General features: G+C 61.9%; 23 protein-coding genes. 19 read left to right on the top strand and 4 right to left on the bottom strand.

Annotated features, from left to right (window positions below; translation table 11 throughout):
* Positions 1-43 precede the first annotated feature (43 nt).
* From AFIC_RS11465 to AFIC_RS11455, 3 genes are all read right to left on the bottom strand, one after another.
* Positions 44-790: an enoyl-CoA hydratase-related protein gene (locus tag AFIC_RS11465; protein WP_275246363.1), complete on the bottom strand. Its 747-nt coding sequence runs from the start codon at positions 788-790 to the stop codon at positions 44-46.
* A gap of 151 nt (positions 791-941) precedes the next feature.
* Entirely contained in the window at positions 942-2,726 is a 1,785-nt protein-coding gene (locus tag AFIC_RS11460; protein ID WP_275246362.1) for an acyl-CoA dehydrogenase family protein, read from the bottom strand.
* 55 nt (positions 2,727-2,781) lie between these two features.
* The gene (locus AFIC_RS11455) at positions 2,782-3,669 is read right to left on the bottom strand and encodes a LysR family transcriptional regulator (RefSeq protein ID WP_275246361.1); all 888 of its coding nucleotides are present in this window, start codon (positions 3,667-3,669) and stop codon (positions 2,782-2,784) included.
* Between the two features lie 153 nt (positions 3,670-3,822).
* On the opposite strand from AFIC_RS11455, the gene AFIC_RS11450 reads away from it, so the two are divergent.
* From AFIC_RS11450 to AFIC_RS11375, 16 genes are all read left to right on the top strand, one after another.
* Positions 3,823-5,319: a CoA-acylating methylmalonate-semialdehyde dehydrogenase gene (locus tag AFIC_RS11450; RefSeq protein WP_275246360.1), complete on the top strand. Its 1,497-nt coding sequence runs from the start codon at positions 3,823-3,825 to the stop codon at positions 5,317-5,319.
* Positions 5,320-5,766: 447 nt separating this feature from the next.
* Positions 5,767-6,564, top strand: coding sequence for an ABC transporter ATP-binding protein (locus AFIC_RS11445; protein WP_275246359.1), 798 nt, complete (start codon positions 5,767-5,769; stop codon positions 6,562-6,564).
* Positions 6,557-7,453 carry an ABC transporter permease gene (locus AFIC_RS11440; protein ID WP_275246358.1) on the top strand — a complete coding sequence of 299 codons (897 nt, stop codon included), beginning with the start codon at positions 6,557-6,559 and terminating at the stop codon, positions 7,451-7,453. Before AFIC_RS11445 ends, AFIC_RS11440 begins: the two co-directional genes overlap by 8 nt.
* Positions 7,454-7,514: 61 nt before the next feature.
* The gene (locus AFIC_RS11435; protein ID WP_275246357.1) at positions 7,515-8,519 is read left to right on the top strand and encodes an ABC transporter substrate-binding protein; all 1,005 of its coding nucleotides are present in this window, start codon (positions 7,515-7,517) and stop codon (positions 8,517-8,519) included.
* A gap of 37 nt (positions 8,520-8,556) precedes the next feature.
* A complete protein-coding gene (locus AFIC_RS11430) occupies positions 8,557-9,303 on the top strand; it encodes a succinate dehydrogenase/fumarate reductase iron-sulfur subunit (RefSeq protein WP_275246356.1) in 747 nt (248 codons plus the stop codon).
* Entirely contained in the window at positions 9,300-9,629 is a 330-nt protein-coding gene (locus AFIC_RS11425; protein WP_275246355.1) for a succinate dehydrogenase, read from the top strand. Before AFIC_RS11430 ends, AFIC_RS11425 begins: the two co-directional genes overlap by 4 nt.
* On the top strand, positions 9,626-9,973 hold the full coding sequence (locus tag AFIC_RS11420; protein ID WP_275246354.1) for a succinate dehydrogenase, cytochrome b556 subunit: 348 nt from the start codon (positions 9,626-9,628) through the stop codon (positions 9,971-9,973). Before AFIC_RS11425 ends, AFIC_RS11420 begins: the two co-directional genes overlap by 4 nt.
* Positions 9,974-9,977: 4 nt before the next feature.
* On the top strand, positions 9,978-10,853 hold the full coding sequence (locus AFIC_RS11415) for a fumarate hydratase (protein ID WP_275246353.1): 876 nt from the start codon (positions 9,978-9,980) through the stop codon (positions 10,851-10,853).
* 10 nt (positions 10,854-10,863) lie between these two features.
* Entirely contained in the window at positions 10,864-11,472 is a 609-nt protein-coding gene (locus AFIC_RS11410) for a fumarate hydratase C-terminal domain-containing protein (RefSeq protein WP_275246352.1), read from the top strand.
* 3 nt (positions 11,473-11,475) lie between these two features.
* Positions 11,476-13,203: an L-aspartate oxidase gene (locus tag AFIC_RS11405; protein ID WP_275246351.1), complete on the top strand. Its 1,728-nt coding sequence runs from the start codon at positions 11,476-11,478 to the stop codon at positions 13,201-13,203.
* Between the two features lie 85 nt (positions 13,204-13,288).
* Positions 13,289-13,615, top strand: coding sequence for a UxaA family hydrolase (locus tag AFIC_RS11400; protein ID WP_275246350.1), 327 nt, complete (start codon positions 13,289-13,291; stop codon positions 13,613-13,615).
* Positions 13,616-13,625: 10 nt separating this feature from the next.
* A complete protein-coding gene (locus AFIC_RS11395) occupies positions 13,626-14,897 on the top strand; it encodes a UxaA family hydrolase (RefSeq protein WP_275246349.1) in 1,272 nt (423 codons plus the stop codon).
* A gap of 60 nt (positions 14,898-14,957) precedes the next feature.
* Complete coding sequence (locus AFIC_RS11390; RefSeq protein WP_275246348.1) at positions 14,958-15,878, top strand: hydroxyacid dehydrogenase; 921 nt, start codon at positions 14,958-14,960, stop codon at positions 15,876-15,878.
* Positions 15,875-16,882, top strand: coding sequence for an Ldh family oxidoreductase (locus AFIC_RS11385; protein ID WP_275246347.1), 1,008 nt, complete (start codon positions 15,875-15,877; stop codon positions 16,880-16,882). The genes AFIC_RS11390 and AFIC_RS11385 overlap by 4 nt, the downstream gene beginning before the upstream one ends.
* A 108-nt stretch (positions 16,883-16,990) precedes the next feature.
* Positions 16,991-17,737, top strand: coding sequence for a GntR family transcriptional regulator (locus AFIC_RS11380; RefSeq protein ID WP_275246346.1), 747 nt, complete (start codon positions 16,991-16,993; stop codon positions 17,735-17,737).
* A 160-nt stretch (positions 17,738-17,897) separates the two neighbouring features.
* Positions 17,898-20,615 (top strand): bifunctional diguanylate cyclase/phosphodiesterase, encoded by a 2,718-nt coding sequence (locus AFIC_RS11375; protein ID WP_420833332.1) that lies wholly within the window; start codon positions 17,898-17,900, stop codon positions 20,613-20,615.
* A 13-nt stretch (positions 20,616-20,628) separates the two neighbouring features.
* Here AFIC_RS11375 and AFIC_RS11370 read toward each other — a convergent pair whose 3' ends face one another.
* A complete protein-coding gene (locus AFIC_RS11370) occupies positions 20,629-21,354 on the bottom strand; it encodes a type 1 glutamine amidotransferase (protein WP_275246345.1) in 726 nt (241 codons plus the stop codon).
* A gap of 170 nt (positions 21,355-21,524) precedes the next feature.
* Between AFIC_RS11370 and AFIC_RS11365 the strand changes: the two genes are divergently transcribed.
* The 3 genes from AFIC_RS11365 (at position 21,525) to AFIC_RS11355 (ending at position 24,687) form a co-directional block, all read left to right on the top strand.
* A complete protein-coding gene (locus AFIC_RS11365) occupies positions 21,525-22,592 on the top strand; it encodes a PAS domain-containing sensor histidine kinase (RefSeq protein WP_275246344.1) in 1,068 nt (355 codons plus the stop codon).
* Entirely contained in the window at positions 22,589-23,221 is a 633-nt protein-coding gene (locus AFIC_RS11360; RefSeq protein ID WP_275246343.1) for a response regulator transcription factor, read from the top strand. Before AFIC_RS11365 ends, AFIC_RS11360 begins: the two co-directional genes overlap by 4 nt.
* 152 nt (positions 23,222-23,373) lie before the next feature.
* The gene (locus AFIC_RS11355; protein ID WP_275246342.1) at positions 23,374-24,687 is read left to right on the top strand and encodes an amidohydrolase family protein; all 1,314 of its coding nucleotides are present in this window, start codon (positions 23,374-23,376) and stop codon (positions 24,685-24,687) included.
* Positions 24,688-24,703 lie beyond the last annotated feature (16 nt).

The following is a 24,703-nucleotide window of genomic DNA, read 5'->3' as shown; positions in this document are numbered from 1 at the left end:
GCAGATGGAACGGATACAAACTTAACGAGTGCGAGCCAAAGGGTTATTTACGCGCAAAAAATGCTGCGAATGCGGCAACCGCCTCGGGCGAGGAAAGCCGCTCGCCGAACAGATGACTCTCCTGATCGATCCGGCGCAAGAGTTCTTCCGGCGGCGGCCGCAATAATTTTCGCGAGGTGGCGAGCGCCTCGGCAGGCAGCGCACAGATTTCGCGTGCAACCTTGAGCGCCTCGACCTCGGCATGGCCGGGCGCAACCACGTCGTTGACGAAACCTGCCCGTTCGGCTTCCTCGGCGCTGACGGGATTGCCCATCAGCAGCATCGAGAACGCGCGCTGATGCCCCATCGTCATCGGCGCGAGCAAACTCGACGCGCCTTCGGGCACGAGACCGAGATGGATGAAGGGCGTCGAAAACGACGCGGCGGTGCTGGCGACGACATAGTCGCAATGGAACATCATCGTGGTGCCGATGCCGATCGCGATGCCATCGACGGCGGCGATCAGCGGCTTGGTGTTCTGCACCAGCGAGTACATGAACTTGACGGCGCTGATCGGCCGGGGCTCGCCGGCACCGGCCCTCTGGAAGTCCTCGAGATCGTTGCCGGCGGTGAACACGCCGAGGCCGCCGGTGATCATCAGGCAGCGGATCGCCGGATTGTTCTGGGCGGTGTCGATGGCATTGCGCATCGCATCGTACATGCCTTGCGTGAGCGCGTTCTTTTTTTCCGGGCGACGCAGCTTGATGATGCGGGTTGATTCTTCATCCGTGACGATGACGTGATCGGGCATGCGGGTCCTTGGCCTTGCGGCGGGTCAATCGGACTCATCTTACATGATCCGAAGGGCTGCCCATATGGGCAAGCGCCGGTTTTACCGAATGATCTGGGGAGGCCGATGCCCTGACCGGGGCAATAAACGGGTGCGAAATTGCAGAATCCGCCTAATCCGCGAGCGTCATGTCGGCGTCATCGATCGCGCCGCCGCCCCGGATGATGGATTGTTCCAGCGCCGGGGCCTGCACCACCATGTTTTCGGCGAGGAAACGCGCCAGCGGCGCGCGGCGCCGGGCATGGTCGCGCAGCGCGTCGTCGGTGCGCCCATCGAGAGCCTGCCGCGCCAGCATGCAGCCGCCGGTGGCGAGCGAGAGCAGGCGGAGATAAGGTGTCGCGGCCGCCAGCGCCTCGTTTGGATTGCTGCCGATTTTGTCCAGCAGCCATTCGCTGGCGCGCGCGGCCGAGCCAAGCGCATCGCGCAGAATCGCACCTGTCGCGCCGAACGCGGGATCGTTCGACGCATTGAGGCGCGCAACGATCTGTTCGAGTTCGTCGAGCAGGTCGCGTAGCGCTGCGCCCTTGTCGGCGCCGAGCTTGCGCATCACGAGGTCGTTGGCCTGAATGCCGTTGGTGCCTTCATAGATCGTGAGGATGCGCGCATCGCGCACATATTGCGCGGCACCGGTTTCCTCGATGAAGCCCGCGCCGCCATGCACCTGCACGCCGAGGGCCGCGACTTCGTTGGCGATGTCGGTCGAGAAGGCTTTCGCCATCGGCGTCAGCAGTCCCGCGCGGGCGTTCGCCTTCTCGCGCGCGGCTTCGTCCTGTGCCTGATGCGAGGCGTCGATCGCGACCGCCGTGGCGTAGCAGATCGTGCGCGCGGCGGCCGTGAGGGCGCGCATGGTCATGAGATTGCGTTTCACATCGGGATGCACGGCGATGGGATCGGGCTCGCCGCTTTTGTAGCCGAGCGCGCGGCCCTGCCTGCGCTCATGGGCATAGGCGAGCGCCTGCTGCGTCGCGCGCTCGGCGATGCCGACGCCCTCGAGCCCGACGCCGAGGCGGGCCTGGTTCATCATCGTGAACATGCAGGCCATGCCGTTGTTTTCTTCGCCGACGAGATATCCGACCGCGCCGCCATTGTCGCCCATCGTCATGGTGCAGGTCGGCGAGCCGTGAATGCCGAGCTTGTGTTCGAGCCCGGTGGCGTAGACATCGTTGCGCGCGCCCAGCGAGCCGTCGGCATTGACGAGAAACTTCGGCACCACGAACAGCGAGATTCCCTTGGTGCCTTCCGGCGCGCCGGGCAGGCGCGCGAGCACGAGATGCACGATGTTGGCGGTCATGTCGTGGTCGCCGTAGGTGATGAAGATTTTCGTGCCCGTGAGCCGATAGCTGCCGTCGCTTTGTTTCTCCGCGCGGGTGCGTAGCGCGCCGACATCGGAGCCTGCCTGCGGCTCGGTGAGTTGCATGGTGCCGGTCCATTCGCCGGACACGAGTTTGGCGAGATAAGTCTGTTTGAGATCGTCAGCGCCGTGGACGGTGAGAGCCTCGATGGCGCCCGCCGTGAGCAGCGGGCATAGCCCGAACGCCATGTTCGCCGCGCTCCAGATTTCGCTGCAAGCGGCGTGCAGCACGATGGGCAGTCCTTGCCCGCCAAATTCCTCCGCGCCGGTGAGGGAATTCCAGCCCGCCTCGACCCAGCCTTGGTATGCGTCGCGCCATCCGGGCGACGTGGTGACCTTATTGTCTTTCAGCGTCGCGCCGTGTTCGTCGCCGACACGGTTGAGCGGCGCGAGCACTTCGCTTGCGAATTTCCCCGCCTCCGCGATGACGGCGCTTGCGGTGTCGGCATCGTAATTGCGGTAATGCCCGGCGCGGATCGCCTCATTCAGCGCGGCGCCGTAGTTGAGTGCGAGCAGGATATCCTCGACGGGCGCGCGATAGGTCATGGTGTGATGTTTCCGAAACGATTCTGCGCTGACTGCGGCTGATATTATCCGAGTTTTACCCGGCCATGAAATGACGCCGCTCGGCGCGGACGCGTTCGGCGATGTAGCGGTGCACCTCGCGTACGCGCCGCGTGCCGTGCGTGTCGGGGTGCGACACCAGCCAGTAGGTCCGTACGAAACGGATTTCCGGCAGCAGCCGCCGCAGTTCGGGATAACGCCGGGTGGCGTAGTCGTGCAGGATGCCGATGCCGTGGCCCGCGCGCACGGCTTCGACCTGGCCGACGACGCTTCCGCATTCGTAACGGCGCGACATCAGGGTGTCGAAATAGGACGAATAGTCGAGCGCGCGGCTATAGACGAAATCGCTGACCTGCGTGATGAACAGATGGCCGGCGAGGTCGGCCTCGCTGCGGATCGGCGGAAAGTGGTCGAGGTATTGTTTCGACGCATACAGGCTGAGTGAATAATCTGTCAGCTTGGTGGTGATGAGCCGCCCGTCCTTCGGCCGTTCCACCACGATCACGATATCTGCTTCGCGCTTCGAGAGCGAAAAGGTGCGCGGCAGCGGCACCAGTTGCACGATCAGTTCCGGATGCATGGCGGCGAGTGCGCCAAGTTGCTCGGCGAGGAGGTAGTTTCCGATTCCGTCCGGCGCGCCCACGCGCACGGTCCCGGTCACCCGGTCGGATGTCGATGCCAGTTGCGAACCGACCCGCAGGAATTCGGATTCGACCTTCTCGGCGGTCGCCATCAGGGCCTCGCCCGATCGCGTCAGCGTGCAGCCGGTGGTGTCGCGCTTGACGAGGCGGGTCTTCATCTCGCGCTCAAGCGCGCTGAGTTGCCGTGCCACGGTAGCGTGATTGAGGCCCAGCTTTTTCGAGGCGCCGAGGATCTGGCCGGTCCTGGCTACCTCAAGGAAAATCCGAACGCGATCCCAATCCATCCCGGTGCCCGTTTCTGGGGTGAATGCAGTTTTTTGCTCACCCCGACGTCAGGTACTTTAATTTCTGCACAACGGCGAAACAATAGTGCGGCTTGGCCCGAGGGGGTGTGAAGCGCAAAATCGGCCTCGAATAACAGCCTCGGGAGAACAATCATGGCTTCAGACATCTCACATTATATCAATGGCCAGCGGGTGGCCGGGAAAAGCGGGCGCACCGCGCCCGTCTTCAATCCGGCGATCGGTCAGCAGACTGCCAGCGTGGCGCTCGCGAGCACCGCGGAAGTCGATCAGGCGGTCGCGGCCGCGCGCCGGGCGTTTCCGGCCTGGGCGGCGGTGACGCCGCTGCGCCGCTCCCGCATCATCGCCAAGTTTCAGCGCATCGTCGAAGAACGCAGCGAGGAATTGGCCAAGGCCGTCTCGCAGGAGCACGGCAAGCTGTTGACCGACGCGCGCGGCGAAGTGCAGCGCGGCCTCGAAGTGGTGGAGTTCGCCACCGGCGCGCCGCACCTGTTGAAGGGCGATTACAGCGAGGACGTCGGCACCCGTGTCGATAGCTACGCTATCCGCCAGCCGCTCGGCGTCGTCGCTGGCATTACCCCGTTCAATTTCCCGATCATGGTGCCGATGTGGATGTTTCCGGTGGCGCTGGTCTGCGGCAACACCTTCATCCTGAAGCCGTCGGAACGCGATCCGTCCGCGGCGCTGCTGATCGCCGACTGGCTCAAGGAAGCGGGCGTGCCGGATGGCGTCTTCAATGTCGTGCAGGGCGACAAGGAGGCGGTGGACGCCTTGCTGAAGCATCCGGATGTATCCGCTATCAGCTTCGTCGGCTCGACGCCGATCGCGCGCTACATCTATCAGACCGCGACGCATGAAGGAAAACGCTGCCAGGCGCTCGGCGGCGCGAAGAACCACATGGTGATCATGCCCGACGCGGACATGGATCAGGCTGTCGATGCGCTGATGGGCGCGGCCTATGGCGCGGCTGGCGAGCGTTGCATGGCGATTTCGGTCGTGGTGCCGGTCGGCAAGAAGACGGCCGATACGCTGATCGAGAAACTGACGCCGCGCGTGAGGGGATTGAAGATCGGACCGGGCCCGGATCTCGAAGCCGAGATGGGACCGCTCGTCACCAAGGCGCATCGCGACCGCGTCCACGGTTATATCGATACCGGCGTATCGGAAGGCGCCAAGCTCGTGGTCGACGGACGCGGCTTCAAGATGCAGGGCTACGAGAACGGTTACTTCCTCGGCGGCTCGCTGTTCGACAACGTCACCACCGACATGAAAATCTACAAGGACGAGATTTTCGGCCCGGTGCTGTCGGTGGTGCGCGCGGCGGACTACGACACCGCGGCGAAGATGATTAACGAAAACGAGTACGGCAACGGCACTGCGATCTTCACCCGCGACGGGGATTCAGCGCGTGAGTTCGCGCACCGCATTCAGGTCGGCATGGTCGGCATCAATGTGCCGATCCCGATCCCGATGGCCTATCATTCGTTCGGTGGCTGGAAGGCCTCGTTCTTCGGCGATCACGATATGCATGGGCCGGAAGGCATCCGCTTCTACACCAAGCTCAAGACCATCACGAGCCGGTGGCCGGTTGGCATCGCATCCGGTGCGGAGTTCGCCATTCCGAATATGTAGGAGCCATCGGACGTCTCGTTCGTTCCGGGTTTTGGCATTACGAAAATTTCAGACATCGAAAACAGCCGGTTTCACCGGCTGTTTTTTTATGCCGGTGCGCGAAGTCTGGCATGCCAGATGCGACATGTCCTGCATGACGGGACAGGAACCAACAAAGTTTGGGTTTAGGTCTTATATTAGACATATGACATCTTTACAGAGCCGCCGGACAATGGCACGTTAGCCAGAACAAGAGGGCGGATAGCCCCGGTTGAGCGGGAGAGACGCAACGGCATGAGACGGCACGTAGCCTGCGAAATGGTCCGGCGAAATCGCGAAGCCTCACGGCTTGGCGCCACTGGGCTATTTGTTTTCAGGAGCGGTTGTTTCTGGAGACAATCGTTGCCTCCCGCGCTCCATGATTGGAGAGACCATCTCTTTCAATTTCGACAGGGCAAGGGCACGTAGATGCTTGCTCGCGTTGGCCGGGAGGAACGATTGAACACTGCACCGCTTTTGGAGGTGAAAGGCGTCACACTCCAGTACAAGACGCCTAATCATCTCGTAACCGCGACTTATCGCATCGACTTCGACGTCTTTCAGGGCGATCGTTTTATTTTGCTCGGCCCCTCGGGCTGCGGCAAATCGACCCTTTTGAAAGCCGTCGGCGGCTATATGACGCCGACCGAAGGCGAGATGAAGCTGAAGAGCAAGCTGATCCGTCATCCCGGTCCCGACCGGATGATGGTGTTTCAGGAGTTCGATCAGCTCCTGCCGTGGAAGACGGTGAAGGAAAATGTCGTGTTTCCTTTGCTGTGCACCAGCAAGCTCGGCGCGCGCGAGGCCGAAGAGAAGGCCATGCACTATATCCGCAAGGTCAATCTGGAAAAGTTCGCCGAAAGCTATCCGCACATGCTCTCTGGCGGCATGAAGCAGCGCGTCGCGATCGCGCGCGGTATGGCGATGGAGCCGGACATTCTCCTGATGGATGAGCCGTTCGCCGCACTCGATGCGCTGACGCGCCGCAAGATGCAGGACGAGTTGTTGATGCTGTGGGACGAGACGCGCTTCACGGTGCTGTTCGTCACGCATTCGATTCCCGAAGCGATCAAGATCGGCAACCGCATCCTGTTGCTGTCGCCGCATCCGGGTCAGGTGAAGGCCGAGCTGAATGGTGGCGTGCACGGCGAGGAAGCCGCCGAGCTTGAGCATCGCATCCAGACCATGCTGTTCGCTGACACCATTGAGGAGGCGGAAAATGTCTGACGTGACCTTGTCCGCTCAGAAGATCGTGGCGCCTCAGCGCGCCGAATTTGTACGCGACGCATCCGAGACGTCGCAGGTGCCGCTGGTGGTGGAGAAGCCGCTGCCACTGATCGGCCGGCTCTACAACCAGACCTGGCTGCGCAAGATCGTCATTCTGATCTTTCTTGCGCTGGCGTGGGAAATCTACGGTCGCTACCTGAACAACAATCTGTTGTTCCCGACGTTCGGCGAAACCATGAGCGCGTTCTTCACCAATATCGGCAACGGCGTTCTGCCGGCGCGCGCCTGGTCGTCCATCAAGGTGCTGTTGATGGGTTATGCGGTCGGTGTCACGCTTGCGGCGTTGCTGACGGCGCTGGCGATCACGACGCGGATCGGCACGGACTTCCTCGAAACTCTGACGTCGATGTTCAACCCGCTGCCCGCCATCGCGCTGTTGCCGCTGGCGCTGATCTGGTTCGGCCTCGGCAACGGTTCGCTGGTGTTCGTGCTGGTACATTCGGTGACGTGGGCGATCGCGCTCAATACGCACTCCGGCTTCCTGTCGGTGAGCCGTACGCTCAAGATGGTCGGGCGCAATTACGGTCTCGGCGGATTCCGCTACATCAGCAAGATCCTGATCCCGGCGGCGTTCCCGAGCATCCTCACCGGCCTGAAGATCGGCTGGGCGTTCGCCTGGCGCACCCTGATCGCGGCCGAACTGGTGTTCGGCGTGTCGTCCGGCTCGGGCGGTTTGGGCTGGTTTATTTTCGAAAACAAGAACAGTCTCGACATCCCGACGGTGTTCGCCGGTCTGTTGACCGTCATCATCATCGGTCTTGTGGTCGAGAACGTGATCTTCCGGGCGATCGAGGCCAACACCATCGATCGTTGGGGCATGCAATCTTAAGAAGGGCAGTCGCCGGGACAACAACAACAAATACCCGGCTTTTTGTGAGGAGAAGGACAGGATGTTGAAATCAGTTGTAAAGACGATGGCGGCGATCGGTCTTGTCGCAGGACTCGCGGGCGGTGCTCATGCCGAAGTGAACACCGTTCGCATCGCCAAGCAGTATGGCCTCGGCTATCTGCCGTTGACGATGATGGAAGAGCAGCAGCTCTTTGAAAAACACGCCAAGGCCGAAGGGATCGACCTGAAGGTCGAGTGGCTGCGCTTTAGCTCGGGCAGCGGCATGAATGAAGCGCTGCTGTCGGGCAATCTCGACTTCGCCGGTGGCGGCGTTGGTCCGCTGCTGACGATCTGGGGCAAGACCCAGAGCAACTACAAGGTGCGGGGTGTCGCCACGCTGAACGCGATGCCGCTTTATCTCGTCACCACCAACCCCAACGTGAAGACCATCAAGGACTTCACCGAGAAGGACAAGATCGGCCTTCCGGCGGTGAAGGTCTCGATCCAGGCGATCACGCTCCAGATGGCGGCGGAGAAACTGTTCGGGCCGGAGCAGAGCCACAAGCTCGATCCGTTCACCGTGTCGATGAGCCATCCGGATGCCATGGCGGCCATGCTTGGCGGCCATTCCGAGGTTGATGCTCATTTCGGCTCGGCCCCGTTTCAGGATCTTGAACTGAGGGACCCGAAGGCTCATCGCGTTCTCAACAGCTATGACGTGCTGGGCGGGCCGCACACCTTCAACTCGGTCTGGGCGACGACCAAGTTCGTCGAGGCCAATCCGAAGGTCATGAAGGCTTTCCTCGGCGCGCTTGAAGAGGCGATGGCCAACATCAAGGCCGATCCGGCAAAGGCTGCCGCGATCTGGGTGAAGGCGGAAAACTCGAAGCTCCCGGTTGCCGATGCTGAAAAGATCATCCGCGATCCGGTGAACGAGTGGACCACCACGCCGAAGAAAGTGACCACCTATCTGGATTACATGAATCGTGCCGGTCTCGTTACTGCCAAGGCCAAGTCCTGGAAGGACATCTACTTCCCGGGAATTCACGGCGCGAACGGAAGCTGACAATCAACAATAACTACGGAGGCTCCTGACCTGCGTCATGAGTGTTCAAGAAAAAAGCAAGAACGACACCTCGCCAGTCCCTGTATTGACAGTGCAGGTCTGGCGGGGTGATGAAGACGGCGCCTTTCAGACTTTTGAAGTCCCGGCGCGTGCCAATCAAACCGTGCTGGATGTCGTCACCGAGATCCAGCGCACCCAGGACGAAACGCTGTCCTATCGTTTCGCCTGCCGCGTCGGGATGTGCGGTTCCTGTGCCATGGTCGTCAACGAACGGCCGCGCTGGACCTGCCGCACCCGCGTCGACGAACTCGAAAGCGGGCCGCTCAAGCTGGAGCCGTTGCGCAACCTGCCCATCGTCAAGGATCTGACGGTGGACATGGAGCCTTTCTTCAACAAATGGCGCGATGCGCACGGCTATTTCGAGCCGGGCGAGAACCCGCCCGCGGATTTCGCTGTCGTCGAGCCGTCCTCGCCGGAACGGCAGGCCGCCGATGAAGGCATCGAATGCATCAATTGCGGCGTGTGCTACTCGGCCTGCGATGTGGTGTCGTGGAACGAGGATTATCTCGGGCCGGCGGCGCTGAACCGGGCATGGACGCTGGTCAACGACGTGCGTGATCGCGGGCAGGATGCGCGCCTCACCGCCGTGACCGGGGATGCCGGTTGTCATTCCTGCCACAGCCATATGAGTTGCACGGAATTCTGCCCCAAGCATCTGTCTCCGACGTTCTCGATCGCCGGTTTGAAGCGGGCGACCTCGAACAAACTCTGGAGGCGGCGATGAATCCGGTTCTCTATCTCGCCCAGCGCGGCACCGCGTTCATTCTTGCCATCGCGGTGACGGTTCACCTCATCACCATCATCTATGCCGTGCGCGGCGGATTGACGGCGGGCGAGATTCTGGCGCGCACCCACGGCAACCGCGCGTTTCTGGCGTTCTATCTGACCTTCGTGCTGGCGGCGTCGATCCATGCGCCGATCGGCCTGCGTTCGGTGCTGCGCGAGTGGCTGCACTGGCGTGGCCGTACGCTCGACGTGGTGCTGGCACTATTCTCGGTTTCGCTCGTTATCCTTGGCGTGAGGGCCGCGTTTGCGGTGTATGGCGCATGAGCGTGATACGGAACTCACATCTGAAGCCGGGCTTCATCGCCGCGATGCTGCACCGCCTGTCCGGCGTGGCGCTGGCGATCTTTCTGCCGATGCATTTTCTCGCCCTCGGCACCGCGCTCAATGGCGCAAGTGCGCTGGATAGTTTTCTCGCATTGACCCACTCGCGGATCGCCCTGATCGCCGAGTGGGGGCTTGTCTCCGCGCTCGCGGTGCACATGGCGCTCGGCCTGCGGGTGCTCGCGATCGAATGGTTTGCGATGCGCGACCGCAGCGCGGTGCTGGTTTCAAGTTGCGTCGCCGCATCGGCGGCAATTGGCGTGTTGTTTCTATTGAACGGGATGTAGTGCCATGCAGATTGATATGAAAGAAGTCGAGGAGGTCTGCAAAACGCTCTACGTGCAGGCCCTCAAAATGTTGCCGGACGATATCAAGGCCGGTTTCAGAACGCTGGTGCGCAACGAGACCAGCACCATCGGCAAGACAGTGCTTGGCACCATGGTGGAGAACATCGCGGTCGCCGAGCGCACCAACAACATCCTGTGTCAGGACACGGGCATCCCCATTTATAACGTCACCATCGGCCGCAACGTGCAGTTCGACGGCGCGGAGCTGAAGGCGGCGATCCGCAGGGGCTGCGAGCGCGCCACCACCGAATGCTCGCTGCGCTCCTCCGTGGTGCATCCGATCACCCGCAAGAACAACCAGACGTCGAGCGGCATCCGCGTGCCGATCATCCATGTCGATTTCGACGAGCGGGTCGAGACGGCGTCGATCGAGATGATTCCGAAGGGTTCGGGCTCGGAGAACGGCTCGTTCCTGAAGATGCTGCTGCCGTCCGATGGCATCAAGGCGGTGAAGGCATTCGTGATCGATCGCGTGATCGAACTCGGCGGCCGCGTCTGCCCGCCGACCATCGTCGGCGTCGGCATGGGCGGCACTTCCGACCTCTGCATGCATCTGGCCAAGATCGCGGCGACGCGCCCGCTCGGCTCGAAATGCAGCGACGAGGAAGGCGCCAAGATCGAAGCCGAGTTGTCGAAAGCGGTGAACGAACTTGGCATCGGCCCGCAGGGGCTCGGCGGCCGTTCGACCAGCTTCGCCGTGCATGTGGAGGTCGCCGCCACCCACATCACGCAAAATCCGGTTGCGGTGAACATCCAGTGCCATTCGGCGCGGCGCGCGCGGGCGACGATCACGCCCGGCGGCATCGCGTTCACGGCGTGAGGGCAGGGCCATGGCGCATCACATTCTTCAAATGCCGATCGACGAGGAAAAGGCGCGTAGCCTGAAGATCGGCGACACCGTGACCCTCGAACAGACACTGTTCGGGATTCGCGACGCGACGCTGATCCACATGTTCGACAAAGGCCGCAAGGTCAAATTCGATCTTCACGGCCACGCAGTCATCCATACCGCCCCGAACGTGCACCGTGTGCCGGTCTCGAACGAGGCCCCGGTCGGCTACAAGCCATTCTGCATCGGCACAACGACGTCGATGCGCATGGAACGATTCACCCACGACCTGATGGACCGCGAAGGCGTGCGCCTTATCGTCGGCAAGGGCGGCATGGGTCCGGATACGCTTGCGGCGTTCGCGGAATTCGGCGGCGCGTATCTCGCCATCGTCGGCGGCGCGGCTGCGCTGGAAACGACCTGGATCGAACAGATCGTCGATATCGATCTGGACGATCTGCATCCCGAGAGCCTGTGGAAATTCCAGATCAGGAATTTCGGTCCATTGCTGGTCGGTATGGATTCGCATGGCGGTTCGCTTTACGCGGATTTGCAGAAGGACGTGGCCAGCCGCCGCGATGCGGTTCTCAAAAGCATCGGAGCGGTGTGAACCATGACGTTGCGCACGGTCGATACCGACATTCTGATTCTCGGCTCCGGCGGAGCCGGCCTTTTCGCGGCGCTTCACGCCAAGAAAGCCGCGCCGCATCTCGATGTGACGGTGGCGGTGAAGGGGCTGCTCGGCAAATGCGGTTGCACCCGCATGGTGCAGGGCGGCTACAACGTCGCGCTCGCGCCGGGCGATTCCGTCGAGCGCCATTTCATGGACACGATCGAAGGCGGCAAATGGCTCAACAATCAGGATCTGGCGTGGAAGCTGGTCGTCGAGGCCCAAATCCGCATCCGTGAGCTTGAGAACGAACTCGGCTGTTTCTTCGATCGCAATCCCGACGGCAGCGTTCACCAGAAGGCGTTCGCGGGCCAGACTTTCGACCGCACCGTGCACAAGGGCGATCTCACCGGCATCGAGATCATCAATCGGCTTTCAGAACAGATCTGGCGGCGCGACGTGAAGCGCATGGAAGACCATCGCGCGCTCGATCTCATTCCGGCGGCGGATGGCTCCGGCCTCGCGGGCGTCTTGATGCTCGACATGCGCAGCGGCGAGCCGTTGCTGGTCCGCGCGAAAGCGACGCTGCTCGCGACCGGCGGCGGACCGACGATGTACAAGTATCACACGCCGTCCGGCGACAAGACCTGCGACGGTCTGGCGATGGCGATGCGCGCGGGGCTGTCGCTGCGCGATCTCGAAATGGTGCAATTCCATCCGACCGGCCTCCTGGCGGGCGCGGGCACTCGCATGACCGGCACGGTGCTGGAGGAGGGCCTGCGCGGCGCGGGCGGGCAGTTGCTGGATTCGCGCGGCGAGCGCTTCATGTTCGATTACGACGAGCGCGGCGAGCGCGCCACGCGCGACATCGTCAGCCGCTCGATCATGTACCAGATCCGCAAGGGTTATCCCACGCAGCACGGCGGCGTTCACATCAAGATGAGCCATCTCGGCCCGGATCATGTGCGCCGCACCTTCAAGGGTATGGTCGAGCGCTGCGCCGATTGCGGTTTCGATCTCGCGGGCGGTCTCGTCGAGGTAATCCCGACCGCGCATTACATGATGGGCGGCGTGGTGTTCGACCTCGATTGCAGCACCGCGATGCCGCGTTTGTTCGCGGCCGGCGAGGACACCGGCGGCGTGCATGGCGCCAACCGCCTCGGCGGCAACGGCGTCGCCAACTCCACGGTGTTCGGCGGCGTGGCCGGCGATGCGATGGCGCGCGCGGTTGCGAAGGAAGGCACCCTTGCCGATCCGGATCAGTCGGTGATCGACGCATCGCTCGATCGCGCGTTCTCGCCGCTCGGCAAGCCGTCGGGCGATCTGGCCGAGATGCGCGAGGCGCTGATGGACATCATGTGGAACGATGTCGGCATCCTGCGCACCGGCGAAGGGTTGGCACGCGGCGCGGCCGCACTCGAAGATCTCGCGGGGCAGGTGGCGCGTTCCGGTGTCGCCGATGGCGACCGCCGCTACAACCTCACATGGATGGACCGGCTCAATCTGGAGAATCTCGTGCAGGTCAGCCGCGGAATTTGCGCGGCGGCGACCGCGCGCACCGACAGCCGCGGTGCACATTTCCGTGAAGATTATCCGTCCACGTCCGACCTCGCGACCTCGCACTACACCGTGGTGCGGATGAAGGGCGGCGAGATCGACATTTCCACCGCGCCGGTGGCGTTTACCCGCGTAAAACCGGGCGAAACTCTGCTTTCGGAGGCGGCGGAATAGAGCGGTTCTGCTTGACCGATATGTTTGTTATCTTATATAAGACTTGGGACCTGAAACCCATTCAGACGAGCAGGGAGAAAGAAGAATGAGTGCTCCGGGAGCGGCGTCAGCCGCCAAAGACAAGCCGAACATGCCCCACGTGCTGGCCCACAGCCCGAAGGACAATGTCGCGGTCGTTGTCGTCGAGGACCTGAAGGCCGGCACCAAGGCATTCGGCGTCATCACCGAGAACGACACGACGTTCACCATCGACGTGAAGGACGATATCCCGATCGGTCACAAGGTGGCGCTGGTCGACCTCAAGAAGGGCGACACCGTCATCAAGTACGGCCAGGACGTCGGCAGGATGGTCGGCGACGGGCCGCAGGGCCGTCACGTTCATATCCACAATCACAAGACCAAGCGTTGGTGAGGGCGAAAACATGTCACTCGGTAATATCGTTGAAATGCAGTCGCCTTTTCCGGGTAGCGCAACGGATCAGTTGACGACGAAGAATCTTCCTAGCAAGCGCGCTTCGAAGGATTTCAAGAACGCGAAGTTCTGGGGCTGGCGGCGTGAAAACGGCCGTGTCGGCGTCCGCAATCACGTTCTCATCCTGCCGCTCGACGATCTGTCGAACGCAGCTTGCGAGGCCGTTGCCAATAACATCAAGGGAACGATGGCCATTCCGCATGCGTATGGCCGTTTGCAGTTCGGAGAGGATCTTGAGGTCCATTTCCGCACCCTGATCGGCATCGGATCAAATCCGAACGTCGCCGCGGTCGTCGTCATCGGCATCGAGGAAGGCTGGACCAGCCGCGTCGTCGAAGGCATCGCCAAGACCGGCAAGCCGGTCGTCGGTTTCGGCATCGAAACCCATGGCGACATCAACACCATCTCGCGCGCCAGCTATCAGGCCAAGCGTTTTGTTCAGTGGGCAACCGAACTCGAGCGCGAACTGTGTCCGATTTCGGATCTGTGGGTTTCGACCAAGTGCGGTGAATCCGACACCACCACGGGTCTGTCGTCATGCCCGACCGTCGGCAATATGTACGACAAGCTGATCCCGCAGGGCATCTACGGCGTGTTCGGTGAAACGTCGGAAATCACCGGCGCCGAGCATCTCTGCAAGGAGCGTGCGGCGACGCCGGAAGTTGCGGAAAAATGGTACAAGATGTGGAAGGCGTACCAGGACGACGTGATCGAGGCGCACAAGACGGACGATCTGTCCGACTCGCAGCCCACCAAGGGCAATATCGCGGGCGGCCTGTCGAGCATCGAGGAAAAGGCGCTCGGCAATCTTGAGAAGATCGGTCACAAGTCGAAGTACATTGACGCGCTGCAACCCGCTGAAGCGCCGGCAAAGGGCCCCGGCCTCTATTATATGGACACGTCCTCGGCGGCTGCCGAATGCGTGACGTTGATGGCTGCGGCGGGTTATGTCGTCCATACCTTCCCGACCGGTCAGGGCAATGTCATCGGCAATCCGGTTGTGCCCGTGATCAAGATCAGCGGCAATCCGAAGACCGTGCGCACCATGGGCGAGCACATCGACGTCGACGTGACCGGCGTTCTGCGCCGCGACATGACGCTCGATCAGGCCGGTGATGCGTTGATCGATATGATCGTGCGCACCGCGAACGGCCGTTTGACTGCGGCTGAGTCGCTTGGTCATCGCGAGTTCTCGCTGACCAAGCTGTATCGCAGCGCCTAAACGACACAAACGGGCGGCGTCATGACGCCGCCCGTATTTTCTTCTCAAGGTGGAGGCCGCGTGTCTGACATCGTTATTTGCGAATTCATGGACGAGGCGGCCATTACCGAAGGGTTGCGTGGATTCGATTATGTCTACGATCCCAATCTCGTCGATCATCCGAACGAACTGAATGCCCGCCTCAGGGATGCGCGCGCGATCATCGTGCGCAACCGCACGCAGGTGCGTGGCGCGCTGCTGGATGCCGCGCCGAATCTAAAGGCTGTCGGCCGGCTTGGCGTCGGGCTCGACAATATCGATCTGGAAGCCTGCAAGAAGCGCCACATCGCCGTGCTGCCGGCGTCTGGCGCGAACGATCTTTCGGTCGCCGAATATGTCATCACCAGCGCGATGATGCTGTTGCGTGGAGCGTACATGGCGACGGGAAGCGTCGTCGCCGGCAAATGGCCGCGCAATACGCTGATCGGCCGTGAAATCTCCGGCAAGGTAATGGGGCTTGTCGGGTTCGGCTCCATCGCGCGCCTCACCGCGAAACTCGCGGCGGCGATGGGGATGAAGGTCGTCGCATTCGATCCGCTGGTGGACGATGCGGCGTTTGCCGAAGCTGGCGTGCAGCGCCAGACGCTTGAAAACCTGCTGGCACTGGCCGATGTCGTCAGCCTGCATGTGCCGCTCAACGACAAGACCCGCAACATGATCGATACGTCCGCGCTCTCGCGGATGCGTTCGGACGCCATCCTCATCAATGCCGCCCGTGGCGGCGTTGTAGATGAAACGGCGGTGGCGGCGGCGCTGAAGGCAAAGAAGCTCGGCGGCGCCGCGCTCGACGTGTTCGTGGAAGAACCGCTGAAAGCGAGCAATGCGTTCGCGGATGTGCCGAATCTGATCCTGACGCCGCACATCGCTGGCGTCACCGTGGAATCGAACACGCGGGTGTCATGGGTCACTGTCGAGAACGTCAAGAAGGCATTGAGCGCATGAGCACGCAGTCCCTCGCCGATCTTTCCAAACGCGTCGCGGGCACGTTTGTTGCCCATGGTTGCAGCGACGAGGCGGCGGCATCCGTGGCGCGTGCGCTGGTGACCGCGGAGGCCGACGGCCTCAAGGGCCATGGCCTGTCGCGCGTGCCCACATATCTCGCCATGGTGAAAAGCGGCAAGATCGACGGCAAGGCGAAACCGAAATCCTCGAATCCGCGCCCGGGCGTTCTGGCGATCGATGCGGCGAAGGGATTTGCCTATCCGGCCATCGATCTTGCCCTCGCTGAACTGCCCGCGCTTGCGCAGAAGCAGGGCATCGCGGTCGCGGCCATCGGTAATTCCAATCATTGCGGTGCCGCCGGCCTGCCGTGCGAGGCGCTGGCGAAAAAGGGACTGGTCGCGCTCCTGTTCGCGAACACGCCGAGCGCCATGGCGCCCTGGGGCGGTCGCGAGCCGGTGTTCGGCACCAACCCGATCGCCTTCGCGGCACCCATCGAGGGCCGCGAACCGGCCGTGGTGGACCTCGCTCTGTCGAAGGTTGCGCGCGGGCCGATCGTCGCCGCCAAGCAAAAGGGCGAGAGCATTCCCTCGGGCTGGGCGCTGGATGCGGATGGGCAGGACACCACCGATCCTGCCAAGGCGCTACAGGGCACCATGATTCCGCTCGGCGACGCCAAGGGTGCGGCGCTGGCCTTCATGGTCGAGGTTCTGGCGGCCTGTATCCCCGGCGCGCATCTGGCGTTCGAGGCATCCTCTTTCCTCGACGACAAGGGCGGCCCGCCGCTGACCGGGCAGTTGTTGCTCGCGATCGATCCGGCAGGATTCGGGCATGGGCGCTTTGGCGAGCGGATGGCGACGCTGGTCGCGGCCATCGAGCGTCAGCAGGGCGCGCGCATCTCGGGCGCGCGGCGGCTTGCGAATCGGGCCAAGGCTGCCCGCGACGGGCTTGCGGTTTCGCCGGAAATCGAATCGGTTTTGAAGGAGACGGCATCCGTCAAGGCTTGATGGGTTTTTTGGTTGTGCGTAGCCGCTCTGGCGGGCGGGAAGGGCTTCGGTCCGGAGGCGGCTTCTGTTACTTATCGTCTTGAATCGTTTGCAGCGGCGAAGGATCTGGTGAGCAACGAAACGACAGTGTCAGGTGGTCATACCGAATACCTTCCCCTGTACGCGCAGGTGAAGACGCTGCTCGTCAAGCGTATCGGTGCAGGGAGCTGGAAGCCGGGACAGATGCTTCCGAGCGAGTATGAACTCGCCGCCGAGTACAATGTCAGCCAGGGCACCGTCCGCAAGGCGCTGAACGCGCTGGAAGCCGACCGCATGATCGTGCGGCGGCAGGGTGTCGGCACTTTCGTCGCGCGCCATTCCCGTGACCGGGCGCTGTATCAATTCTTCCGCATGGTCGAGCCGGACGGCAGCCGGATCATTCCCGCGAGCGTGGTGCTGTCGCAACGCATCCAGCGCGCGACGCGCGATCAGGCCAGCGATCTGGGCGTCGATTCCTCGGCCATGCTTCACGCGATTACCCGCGTGCGCAGCCTCAACGGCAAGCCCGCGATTTTCGAGCGGATCTACGTCCCGGTGGATGTGATGCCCGATCTCTCCGTCGAGGCGCACAGCCCGATGGATGAGGAAATGTACGTCATCTATCAGGAGAAGTTCGGCATCAGCATCGTGCGCGTCATCGAGCGGCTGGCGGCTGTCGCCGCGACTGCGGAGGAGGCAAAGAGGCTGGGCCTGAAGGCAGGGATGCCGTTGCTGGAAGTCCATCGCGTCGCGACCGATGTCGGTGGCCAGCCGGTGGAGTTGCGCATCAGCCGTTGCGATACCCGCCGCTGCCGTTACGCCGCGGAAGTGCTGTAACCAGCCTGTAAGCCTGGATTCCACTTTTAATTTCTGCTGGACGGGAAATTTTAACCGTCTTCGTAATGTCTGTTTTTGACTGCGGTTTAACGGCTCGCTAACCGCTCCTGCTAACGTGATCTCTACTCCGCCCCGGTATGCATTCACCCCCGAAAGAGGGATGATGGCAGAACGCGGTTCATATCATGATGGCAGCTTTGATGCGCCCGAGATTGCTGATGCGATCGAGCGCGCCGTCAAGCCACAGCAGCGTAGTCCGATTTTCTGGCTGATCGTCAGCGGAGTCGTGCTCGTCGCATCGATCGTGCTTGGCACGGCTTTGACCATCAATAATTTTCGCGATCGCACGCTGGCGAACAGCAAGCGCGATCTGGAAAATACGTTGCAGCTTCTGACGCGCCATTTCGATCAGCAATTGCAGGACTGGCAGGTGATCCAAGAGGATGCCGTTGCTCAGGCCCGCTTGCTCGAAACCAAGTCTCCCAAGGAATTTCTACAGGAAATCTCCAGCGAGGATTTCCACCAGAGGCTCGCTACCAAGATTCGTTCGATGCCGTATGTCGGCCCGGTGAATTTCTTTGGCCCGGATGGCCAGTTGATCAACTCCTCCGAAACCTGGCCTGTTCCCGACCTCAGCGTTGGCGACCGAAAGCACTTCAAGGAATTGAAGTTCGGGCCGCACTCGCTCAAGCTGGTTGTAAATCCCGTCAATAGCCGTGTGACCGGCACATGGACCACGATCTTCGCGCGCAAGCTGGTCGGCCCAAACGGTGAATTCCTCGGTATCGTCAGCCGCGGCGTCGAGCCCGCGCGGTTCGAGGCGTTCTTCGCCTCGCTGTCGCTCGGCCCGGATGCGGCGATTTCCATGTTCCATGAAAATGGCGTGATGATCGCGCGCTATCCGCACATCGATTCCATGATCGGCCGAAACTTCAGCAACGGCCCGCTGTTCCAGGGCATCCTCAAGCAAGCCAATCACGGTTCGCTGATGATGACGAGCCCGGTGACGGGCCAGCAGCAGATCGGCTCGATCCGCAAGCTCGACGATTTTCCGATCGTCATTATCGCCACCCGGACGGTGGAATCCGCGCTGGCTGACTGGCACGAGCAGACTCGCGTCCTGATCCTGATCGCCCTCGCTGCGTCCATCGCTGTGGCGTTGATCGTCCTGTTCATCGTCCGGCGGTTTATCTCCCAGCACAACGCATCCCAGCAACGACTGATGCTGGAGAAGAAGCGTCTCGATACGGCGGTCAATAATCTCAAGCAGGGCTTGTTGTTGTTCGATGCCAATCACCGGCTGGTGATTTTCAATCGCCGGTATACGGAAATGTTCGGTCTGCCGAATGATTCCATCAAGCCGGGCTATAGCCTGCGCGAGATCATGGCGCTTCGGAAGAAGCATGGAATGTTCGGCGGCGATGTCGATGCGTATTGCGTCGAGATATTCAAGATGGTGTCGATCAACGGCGCGATCACGACCGATATCCCGGATGGCCGCGTGATACATACCGCGCTTCAGTCGATTTCGGGTGGCGGCTGGGTTTCGACTCTGGAAGACATCACGGAGCGGCAGCGTGCGGAAGATCGCATTGCCCATATGGCGCGTTACGACGCGCTGACCGATCTGCCGAACCGAACGATGTTCCGCGACTATCTCGACACGATGCTGCGCAAGGCGGAAAACCTTGCCGTCCTGTCCATCGACATCGATGAATTCAAGCAGGTCAACGACACGCTGGGTCATTTTGTCGGCGACGAACTGCTTGTGGCGATTGCCGGCCGCCTCAGCGGCTGCATCGAGCCGGGCGATCTTATCGCGCGTCTTGGCGGAGACGAATTTGCCATCGTCCGGAACGGCGTTCAGGAGCGATCCGAACTTATTCCCCTGATCGAGCGCGTTCATGCCGCGATCCGTGTGCCTTACGATTGCGCCGGACACCATCTCAATGCGGATGCCAGTATCGGCATTGCGATATCGCCGTGCGATGGCTCCGAGCTTGAGGGCCTGCTCCGCAATGCCGATCTTGCGCTTTATGCCGCGAAGGGCAGCGGGCGGCGGACCTATCGTTTCTTCGAGCCGGAAATGAAAATCCGGGCGCAGAAGCGGCACGATATGGAAATCGAAATCCGCAACGCGCTTTTCCATCAGCAGTTCGAGGTTCACTATCAGCCGTTCATCGACGTCAAGACCGGGAAGATTCTCGGTTGCGAGGCTCTGGTGCGCTGGCGTCACCCGCGCCATGGCCTGGTGTCACCGGCTGAATTTATTCCGATCGCGGAGGAAACCGGCCTGATCGATCAGCTCGGCTCATGGGTGCTGAAGACGGCGTGCCATGCGGCGGCGCAGTGGCCAGACGATATCCGCCTCGCGGTGAACGTCTCGCCGGTGCAGTTCAAGGGCCATACGCTGGCGCTCAACGTCGCGAGTGCGCTCGGCTCGTCGGGATTGCCCGCGAACCGGCTCGAGCTTGAGATCACCGAAGCCGTGCTGATACGCGACGATGAAGAGGCGCTGGCGATTCTCCATGAGTTGCGCGGACTCGGCGTGCGCATCGCGCTCGACGATTTCGGCACGGGCTATTCGTCGCTTCGCTATCTGCAACTGTTCCCGTTCAACAAGATCAAGATCGACCGCTGCTTCATCAAGAACATCACCGAACCCGATGGCGCTTCGCATATCGTGAAGGCGGTCGTGGATATCGCCGCCGCGCGCGACATGACGACGACCGCGGAAGGCGTGGAGACGGCGGAGCAGTTGAGCGTGCTGAAAGCGCTCGGCTGCGATCAGATGCAGGGCTATTTCTTCAGTGCGGCATTGACCGAGGAAAAGCTCGCCCAGCTTGTAGCGTCCGGTCAACTGGCCGAAGCGAATTGAGGCAGGACGCGCGTCACGGGCGGCCGGGGCCGACCGTCGCCATCAGGTTGCGGTGGAGCCGAAGCGCCGAGGCATGAAAGCCGGGCAGGCGAGGCGATACGTCGGAGGCCAAACTGGCGGCCTTCTCTTCTCCGAGCGCCTTGATGAGGCTGGCCCTGTAAGCCGGAATCTGGCCCCAGTCATCGACCGTCGAAGATTCGATCTCGCAGTGATACTGAAAGTCGTAGGCGTGCTGTCCCCAGCGCATCGCCTGCACCGCGCACAGAGCGCTCGATGCAAGAACCGTGGTGCCCGCGGGCGGCTCGGCAACCTCCGCGCCGTGCCAGTGGAAAGCCTCGATGGTTTGCGGAAAACCCTTGAGAACAGGGTCTGACATTCCATCCTGCGTCAGCGTTACGGGTGCGAGCCCGACCTCCGGGCCATGCATCTTGCCGACCTTGCCGCCAAGCGCCGACGCCAGCAACTGATGGCCGAGGCAGATGCCGAGATAGGGCTTTCCCATTTCGACAACCCAGCGGCGGATCGCGGCCTTTTCCTGCACCAGCCAGGGAAAGCGATCCTCCTGCCACACGTCCTGCGGGCCGCCCATCACCACCAGAAGGTCGAAATTATCGAATGCCGGAATCGGTTCGCCTTCATCGATTTCGATGGTGACCGGGCGATAGCCATCCTCCCGCCAGAACTGGCGGAAGATGCCCGGATGTTCGATGGCGAGGTGCTGGAAAACAAGAATGCGCATGACGGGATCGGTGCGGAAGGGCTTGTCGGCGTGAGGTGCCGGAATCTATCCGATTGCACCCTGCGAGTCATCCGCGGGAGCCGTCCGATCATCCGATTGCACTTTATTTGCGCAGGGCCGGAGCCGGTGTAACCTGTCATGGGTGCTTGCGGGATCTTCGGTGGTGTCAGGTGCGTGACCTTGAGCAACAACAGCAGCGCGCGCTGCTCGACAACATTCCCGATCCGGCGTGGTTGAAGGATCGCGATTCCCGTTATCTCGCCGTCAATTCCGCCTATCTTGCGATCATCGGACTGCGGGAAGGCGAGGTGATCGGCAAGACGCCATACGATATTTGGCCGTCCGATCTCGCCGACATTTACATGCAGACCGACCGGGCCGTGGTGAAAAGCGGGCGGCGGCGGCGCTATGAAGAAACCCGCTCCGACCCCGGCGGCCGGATGTTGTGGTTCGAGACCATCAAATCGCCAATCCGCGACAATAACGGGCACATCATCGGCACGGTCGGGATTTCGCGCGACATTTCCGAGCGCAAGGCTGCCGCCGATGAGCTGATCCGCTCGCGCGCGCAGTTACGCGAATTGTCGTCATTCCTGCAATCGGTGCGGGAGGAGGAGCAAGCCAGAATTTCGCGCGAGTTGCACGACGAGCTGGGGCAAACCCTGACCGCGATGAAGCTCGAATTGATCTGGCTTCGCGAGCGGCTTGCATCGCAGGATGTGCTACAGGCGCGCGTTGACCGGCTGGTGTCGATCGTGGATCGCTCGGTGACCGACCTGCGCCGCATCGCGGTCAATCTGCGGCCGATGATTCTGGACGAACTGGGGCTGGTCGCGGCGATGAAATGGCTCACGCAGAACTCGGCCGAACTCGGCGGCCTCGATATCTCGCTGTCGTTCGACAGGGAGAATGTCGGCTATGACAGCGCGGTTTCGACCGCCGCGTTCCGTATCGTGCAGGAGGCGCTGACCAACGTGATGCGCCATGGTGAAGCCAGGCGCGCGAGCGTCGCGGTTTCCCATCAAGGGAAAGAATTACATATCGAGATCACCGACAATGGACGCGGGATCGATCAAGGTGCTCCTCAACTCAACAAGCTCGGACTTGTCGGTATGCGCGAGCGGGCCCGCGCGCTCGGCGGGGCCGTCGCCATCGGCGACAATCCGCAGGGCGGCACCATCGTCTCTGTCCGTTTGCCATTGAACGATCCGGCCTTGCGGGACAAACTGCCGTCATGATCCGACTTGTACTCGCCGACGACCATGCGATCTTTCGCGAGGGCCTGAAGCAGATTCTGGCCGAGCACGACGATCTTGAGATCGTGGGCGAGGCGACCAACGGGCAGGAGCTTCTTGCTCTGTTGTCGTCGCCCTGCGACGTCGTCCTGCTCGATCTGTCGATGCCGGGGCGCAGCGGCATTGCGCTCCTGAGCGATGTGGTCGCGAGGATCGGCAGCGGCCGGGTGATCGTGCTCAGCATGCATGACGAGCATCAATATGTGATCGAGTCCCTCAAGGCGGGTGCCGCCGGTTATGTCACCAAGAACAGCGCCAGCCAGCAATTGATTCAGGCGATCCGCAAGGTCGCCAACGACGAGATGTTCGTCAGCGCCACGGCGGCGCAGGCGGCGGCCCTGAAAGTGCAGCCCGAGGATGAGCCGCACCGCCGCCTGACGCCGCGCGAGCGGGAGATTTTCGACCTGCTGGTCGATGGCCGCAAGATTTCCGACATCGCGCGCAAGCTCGACCTCAGCGTCAAGACGGTGAGCACGCATAAGGCCAACATCCTGCTCAAATTCGATGCCGCGACGGTGGTGGACCTCGTCCACTACGCCATGCGCCACGGTTTGGGGCCGGGCCGGGTCTAGGAAAATTCCTAGAACGGCTTAGGACACCGCCGATTACCGCCGGGGCGGCGGGCCGCTAACGTCATGGTTAGCAAGATGCCAACGAATCCGCGGATCGCATAAGGCACGGCAAAAGGCCGGAAAACCGGCACTTCACAGGGAGCGCGACCAACATGGATATGATTATCCGCAGGGTCCGGATCGAGGACGACAAGCCGCTCGTCGATATCGGAATCAAGGACGGCCGTATCGCGGCCATCGAGGAGCAGCTCGACCGGAGCGGGACCGAGGAAATCGACGCGGAAGGCCGCGTCGCGTTGCCCGGCTTCATCGAGGCTCACCTGCACCTCGAAAAAGCGTTTCTCCACCGCCGCATGCCCGCGCGCCTCGGCACGCTGGACGAGGCGATCCGCGTCACCGGTATCCTGAAATCCAAGCAGGAACGCAAGGATGTTCTGGAGCGTTCGCGCAAGGTGCTGGACATGGCGATCACCAGCGGAACGACGCTGATCCGCGCGCATCCCGATGTCGATCCGATCCAGAATCTGATCGGGGTTGAGACGGCGGTCGAACTGCGCGAGGAATATCGCGACCTGATCGATTTGCAGATCGTCGCGTTTCCGCAGGAGGGTATCCTCAAGACGCCGGGCGTCGTCGATCTGATGGAGAAAGCGATCGAGCTTGGCGCCGATGTGGTCGGTGGCTGTCCCTACAACGAAGTGTCTTGGGACGACACCAAAAAACACATCGACACCGTATTCGCGATGGCGATCAAGCATGATCTGCCGGTCGATATGCACGCCGACTTTTCGGACGATGCGAGCGACCAGCGATTCATGTCCGCCGAATACATCGCCCGCAAGACCATCGAGACCGGTTATCAGGGCCGTGTCGCGCTGGGCCATGTGACGAGCCCCGGTTCGCTCGAGCCGGAGAAGCTGAAGCCGCTGATCGACCTGTTGCGCGAAGCCGATATCGCCATCATCACCTTGCCGGCGACCGACGTCTATCTCGGCGGCCGCAAGGATGTGGTGAACCAGCGCCGGGGTCTCACGCCGGTGCGGGCCTTGCGGGCAGGCGGCGTCAACGTCGCCTATGCGTCGAACAATGTGCGCAACGCTTTCACGCCGTTCGGCAAGGCCGACCCGCTGGTGATCGGCAATTTGCTCGCGCACCTGATCCAGTTCGGCACGCCGGACCATCAGGCGGAAATTCTGAAGATGAGCACCACCGACGCCGCCCGCGCGGTCGGCATCGGCAAGGATTACGGCCTCGCCGTCGGCAAGCCCGCCGATCTGATGATCCTCGACACGGAAGTCGTTGCCGACGCGCTTCTCGACATCCCGGCGCGTTCCTGGGTGTTCAAGCGCGGTCGAGTCGCCGCGATGACAAAACTCGATACCAAGATCTGCCGAACGTGCGGTCATGCCCATGCGGAGACGCACGCTCACGCCAAAACCAAGAAGACGGCTTCAGCAACACACTGATCAGGAGGAAACAACC

This window comes from [Pseudomonas] carboxydohydrogena (assembly GCF_029030725.1).
In the GTDB taxonomy this organism is placed as follows: domain Bacteria; phylum Pseudomonadota; class Alphaproteobacteria; order Rhizobiales; family Xanthobacteraceae; genus Afipia; species Afipia carboxydohydrogena.
Note: the sequence above shows the minus strand (reverse complement) of the source record. Positions and strands in the feature narration are given on the sequence as shown.